The sequence below is a fragment of the Mesorhizobium sp. M7A.F.Ca.CA.002.05.1.1 genome, from assembly GCF_003998335.1.
Taxonomy (GTDB): domain Bacteria; phylum Pseudomonadota; class Alphaproteobacteria; order Rhizobiales; family Rhizobiaceae; genus Mesorhizobium.
In genome coordinates this window covers 1-1,065 of sequence record NZ_RZQI01001326.1, presented here as the reverse complement: position 1 = coordinate 1,065, position 1,065 = coordinate 1, and the positions used below count along the sequence as shown (strand labels likewise).

Annotated in this window: 2 protein-coding genes; both read right to left on the bottom strand. The window is 61.0% G+C overall.

Annotated elements, in window-relative coordinates; genetic code table 11:
* On the bottom strand, window positions 1-104 hold a 104-nt coding region (locus EN939_RS35285; protein ID WP_127271951.1), incomplete at its 3' end, for a twin-arginine translocation signal domain-containing protein.
* 170 nt (window positions 105-274) lie between these two features.
* Window positions 275-937: a haloacid dehalogenase type II gene (locus EN939_RS35280; RefSeq protein WP_127269958.1), complete on the bottom strand. Its 663-nt coding sequence runs from the start codon at window positions 935-937 to the stop codon at window positions 275-277.
* Window positions 938-1,065: the final 128 nt, after the last annotated feature.

The following is a 1,065-nucleotide window of genomic DNA, read 5'->3' as shown; positions in this document are numbered from 1 at the left end:
GTGGTAGCGCATGCGGAAACCGCGATCGAAGCGGCGCCCAGGGCTGCGGCGTTGAGAAAGCCGCGACGGCTCAGGCGAAAAGATTCGATTTCGGTAATGGACATGGTTGCCTTCTTTAAGTCTCAAATCGCAACAAAACGTGAATTCGCCGACAGTTGCGCGGGTGCCTGACAACACCTGGGGCGATAGGCGGTTCCGATTCTGGCCCGAACGTGGGCAAACAAAGGCGAAGCTGTGACCAGGCTGCTACTGTGGCGCCAGAGACACAGGTTTCCTAGCTGCCGGGCACAAGGGCTTCGAGCGACGGCAGGATAAGGGCCGGTGGGAAATCCCGGTATTCTTCGGGCTGGTCGGAGCGGTTGATCCACACCGTGCGAAAACCGAATTTGGTGGCGCCAGCAATGTCCCAGCGATTGGACGACTGAAAGGAAACCGCGCCGGGGTAGAGGCGCCAGCCGGTGGCGACCATATCGTAGACCGCCGGGTCGGTCTTGAAGCGCCGCACCCTATCGACGGAATAGATGTCATCCAGAACCTGGTCGAGCGCGGCGGATTTGACCGCCGCCTGCAGCATTTCGGGCGAGCCGTTGGACAGGATCGCCAGCCTCGCTCCCGAAGCCTTGAGCGCCTTGAGCACGGCCGGCACTTCCGGATAGCAATCCAGCCGCCAGTAGGCATCCAGCAATATCGCCTTGAGACCGGGGTCGGCCGAGGGAACTTTGCGCAAGGCGAAATCGAGCGCCTGTTCGGTCAGTTGCCAGAAATCGGCATAGGCGCCCATCAGCGTGCGCACCCAGGAATATTCGAGCTGCTTGGCGCGCCAGATCTCGGACAACAATTGGCCGTCCGGCCCGATCCGGTCGGCATGACGACGCACGGCGGCATGCACGTCGAACAGCGTGCCATAGGCGTCGAAGACATAGGCGGCGTATTGCATGACAGCAGTTTTGAGGGCAGGCGCGACAAGGTGCAAGCTTTGATTGCATTGCGCCCCGGCACTGGCCTCAACAAAACTCCATGATGCCGGTTGACGGCGCCCGCCAAAGCATCTTCCAATGGCCGTCA

Coding starts and splice junctions, on each gene's coding strand:
- EN939_RS35280 (WP_127269958.1), bottom strand. CDS start 937: ATGCAATACGCCGCCTATGTCTTCGACGCCTATGGCACGCTGTTCGAC.